Origin of the sequence: Psychrobacter pasteurii (assembly GCF_900162815.1) — a bacterium.
Taxonomy (GTDB): Bacteria; Pseudomonadota; Gammaproteobacteria; order Pseudomonadales; family Moraxellaceae; genus Psychrobacter; species Psychrobacter pasteurii.
Genome location: NZ_FUGD01000180.1, coordinates 1 through 3,993, shown reverse-complemented (window position 1 = coordinate 3,993; position 3,993 = coordinate 1). Strand labels below are relative to the sequence as shown.

The 3,993-nt window shown below is 38.1% G+C and carries 3 protein-coding genes; all 3 read right to left on the bottom strand.

Features of this window, described 5'->3' with window-relative positions:
* Positions 1–151 precede the first annotated feature (151 nt).
* The 3 genes from A1232T_RS13200 to tviB all read right to left on the bottom strand — a co-directional run bounded on the left by A1232T_RS13200 (position 152) and on the right by tviB (position 3,852).
* Positions 152–1,450, bottom strand: a complete 1,299-nt coding sequence (locus tag A1232T_RS13200) for an oligosaccharide flippase family protein (RefSeq protein ID WP_077449814.1) — start codon at positions 1,448–1,450, stop codon at positions 152–154.
* Positions 1,451–1,460: 10 nt separating this feature from the next.
* Positions 1,461–2,492 carry an NAD-dependent epimerase/dehydratase family protein gene (locus A1232T_RS13195; protein WP_077449813.1) on the bottom strand — a complete coding sequence of 344 codons (1,032 nt, stop codon included), beginning with the start codon at positions 2,490–2,492 and terminating at the stop codon, positions 1,461–1,463.
* A 73-nt stretch (positions 2,493–2,565) separates the two neighbouring features.
* Entirely contained in the window at positions 2,566–3,852 is a 1,287-nt protein-coding gene (gene tviB / locus A1232T_RS13190) for a Vi polysaccharide biosynthesis UDP-N-acetylglucosamine C-6 dehydrogenase TviB (RefSeq protein WP_077449812.1), read from the bottom strand.
* Positions 3,853–3,993 lie beyond the last annotated feature (141 nt).

The following is a 3,993-nucleotide window of genomic DNA, read 5'->3' as shown; positions in this document are numbered from 1 at the left end:
CCATTAGGTAAACTAGCAAAGTATATTGTTTTTTTCATAGTGATCCTGATTCTTTTAATTAATATAATAACGAGTAATAAGCTTTATATTTAAATAAGAACTTAGTTTACAGCATGTCTTTATGCATAAAATATTTTTAAACATGCTAACTTCAAAACTTTTTTAGGTGTCTCTTTCTTTTAGTTGCACCAGTGCTGTTTGTGATTGATGTTTTGTTGTTGATAAATATATACATTAAAAAAGCACTCCCGCCCATTAACAACTGTGCGAATGCGATATTTGCTGCCCCGCCTACAATACCAAAGGTGCTAATCAGTGGGTAAGAGGTTAGTAGACCAGTTAATGAAGCTACAAAAGTGACCTTCATTACAATTTTATCGTAACCTCTAGCTATCAGATAGTTCGTCGAATAAATACTATATGCCACTATAAAATTAATACCTGCCACTAAGATTAAAAATGTTATGGTTGAATCTGTATTATTAATTCCTATCCATTGAAATATAGTCTTATGAATTAAGGCTAAAGAAGAAGAAATAATGATAAAGCCTGCTAAATAAAGCCTGCTAAATACTCCAAACTTATCTTGTCTACGCACTAAATAAGGGAATACTACTATAGATACTACCGAGTTCAGTACATTTAATAAATTTGTAATTTGTCTTATAGCCCCGAAAAGACCAGCTTGTTGTTTCCCCAATAGCATTCCTATTAAGAAGGTAGTCGTATTATTATAGAAGTTGGGCATAAATTGATTTATAAAGAGTGGAAAACCAAGCTTTAAGTTTTTAATAACTTTAGAAGGCCTTACAATATAAAAATTTAACTTAAATTTATGCATTACTAATACATGTGATAGTAATGCTACAAATAAATAGCTTGATCCAAAGAGAGCAGGATATAGCCAATAATCATCTGGGGATTTAATTAGAGCAAAAACTCCAATGGTGAACCCCCCCTTAATGAGAACATCTAGAACAGTGATATATCCCATCTGTTCTACTCCACGGAAAAACCATTCTGGAAATAGAGATTGGCCTATTAACATTAAGCAAATTAATAAGTAAACCAACGAATCTTCACGAAACTGTGGAACGATCAATATTAAAGGCACAATAATTATCAGAGAAAGAAGTAATAAGTAAAGCTTGGACGTTTGCGTTTTACTATAAATAAAGCTTAGCTGTCTGCGACTTTCTCTGTGCTTAGTTACTTCCCGAGTAGCTGAAAGGTTAAAACCATAATCCGTTATAGCCTGAAAGTAAGCTATTAACGATAAACCTAAAACGATAGCTCCGTATTTTTCTAACCCTAGTGTCTTAATTAAGTAAGGAAGGGTTACGAAAGGTAGTATTAAATTAACTACTTTTAAGACGCTAAGGGAAAAGAAGTTTTTTACTAAACGATTTATATCTTCGTTTTTTAATAAGGAGCTAATTCTTTTAGACATTTGAGTCTTACTACTTATTGCTTAGTGATTTAACATACCAAGCCATCGCTTCGTTAATACCCTGAGATATATTAAATTTAGGCTCATATCCAAGCAGGCTATTGGCTTTACTGACATCCGCTTGACTGTGACGCACATCGCCTGGTCTAAAGTCACGATAAGTCGGCTCCTGCTCGTAGGTCACACCGTTATCTGCTAGTGCTGACTTAATCGCATTAAACAGCTCATTCAGTGTAGTCCGATCACCAACTGCTACGTTATATACTTGATTAGTAGCGTCTTCATTCTGAGTCGTGGCTGCTAAGATATTGGCTTGTACTGTATTTTCGATATAGCAGAAGTCACGACTGGTCTCACCATCACCGTTGATGAAGACCGTATCATTCTTGATCATGGCAGCAGTCCACTTAGGAATTACCGCTGCATAAGCACCGTCTGGATCTTGGCGACGACCAAAGACATTGAAGTAGCGTAAGCCAACACTCTTGAAACCATATGAGCGAGCGAATACATCGGCATAGAGCTCATTAACGTATTTAGTGACCGCATACGGTGACAATGGCTTACCGATCTTATCTTCTACTTTGGGTAGGCCAGGATGATCTCCGTAGGTTGAGCTACTGGCAGCATAGGTGAAGCTTTTAACCTCTGCATCACGAGCAGCGGTTAACATATTTAAAAATCCTGAGATGTTAACTTCATTGGTAGTAATAGGATCTGCTAGTGAGCGAGGTACGGATCCTAGAGCTGCTTGATGTAGCACATAGTCTACGCCAGAGCATGCCTGCTGGCAGTCTGCAAAGTTACGAATATCACCTTCAATGAAGCTAAAGCGCCGCCACTGCTCATTAGATACTAAGCTTTGTACTTCATCTAAGTTCTTCTGATAGCCAGTAGCGAAGTTATCTAGACCCACCACCGTCTGATTGAGCTTTAATAAGGTCTCAAGCAAATTCGAGCCAATAAAACCTGCTACGCCTGTTACAAGCCAGGTCTTAGGGGTAGCAACTAAGTCTTGTTGAGTCTTTTGGTATTGGGTCATAGGACTTTACTCTTTAATTTTTAAAAATTTAGACTATCTAGTAATTAGGGTTCACCTTATAAGCAAGGTGATATTACAAACGAATATCGCTCAGCTTACTATCAAATAGATATTTTAAATCGTAGAGGACGTGATTGGATTTACCTAGCGCTCTAATTTGTTCCACACCCATTTCTACGAACTGATTGTGAGCCACAGCTAAGATAATGCCATCGTAGCTATTATTTTCTAAGTTAGCAATATCGTTGACAGGGCTAATGCCATATTCTTGTTGAGCTTCTTCAGCATCGACCCAAGGATCGTACACATCAACATCGATGTTATATTCTTTTAGCTCATGCACGATATCAATAACTTTGGTGTTACGCACATCAGGGCAGTTTTCTTTGAAGCTTAGACCTAGGATTAAAACTTTGGCTCCTTCAACTTGGATACGCTTTTTAATCATAGTTTTGACTAGCTGAGTAACCACGTATTCACCCATACTGTCATTCAAGCGGCGACCTGCCAAGATAATCTCTGGGTTGTAACCAATGGCCTGAGCTTTATGAGTGAGGTAGTAAGGGTCAACACCGATACAATGCCCACCGACAAGACCTGGACGGAATGGTAAGAAGTTCCATTTAGTACCTGCCGCAGTTAAGACTTCCTCAGTATCAATGCCCATTTTATTAAAGATAACTGCTAATTCATTGATTAGGGCAATGTTGACATCACGCTGTGTATTTTCAATAACTTTAGCGGCTTCAGCGACTTTAATAGAAGGTGCTTTATGGGTGCCAGCTGTAATAATCAGGTTGTATACTTCATCTACTAGCTCTGCTATCTCAGGAGTAGAGCCTGCTGTCACTTTAAGAATGTTAGTGACACGGTGCTCTTTATCACCTGGATTAATACGCTCTGGGCTATAGCCTGCAAAGAAATCTTTATTAAACACTAAGCCAGAGCTGCGTTCTAATTCTGGGATGCAGACTTCTTCAGTAGCACCAGGGTATACAGTCGATTCATATACCACGATGTCGCCTGTTTTAAGCACACTACCAATGGCGGTAGAGGCTTTGACTAAAGGCGTTAAGTCAGGCTGTTTGTATTCATCGATAGGCGTAGGCACAGTTACGATATAAAAGTTGCATTCAGCCAGCTCATTAATGTCTGAGCTAAACTCTAACTGTTTGGCACTGGCGAGCTCTTCATCACTGACTTCTAAGGTATGGTCCGTCCCTGATTTTAGCTCTTCAATTCGGTGTTGATTGATATCAAAACCAATAACAGGATGTTTTTTACCAAATTCGACCGCTAAGGGTAGACCAACATAGCCCAGGCCAATTACTGCAATTTTTATATCGTTAATGTTTAACATAACTGTCCTTTTGCTTTTTATTGAATTTTATAAAGCTTGTTTAATTTAGATTAGATTCTGGCGTATAGCCTTCTACATAATAGGTAAACTGCTGTTTTAACCAGTCTACATCATGGTATTGGGCTCTAGACGCTAATTCAG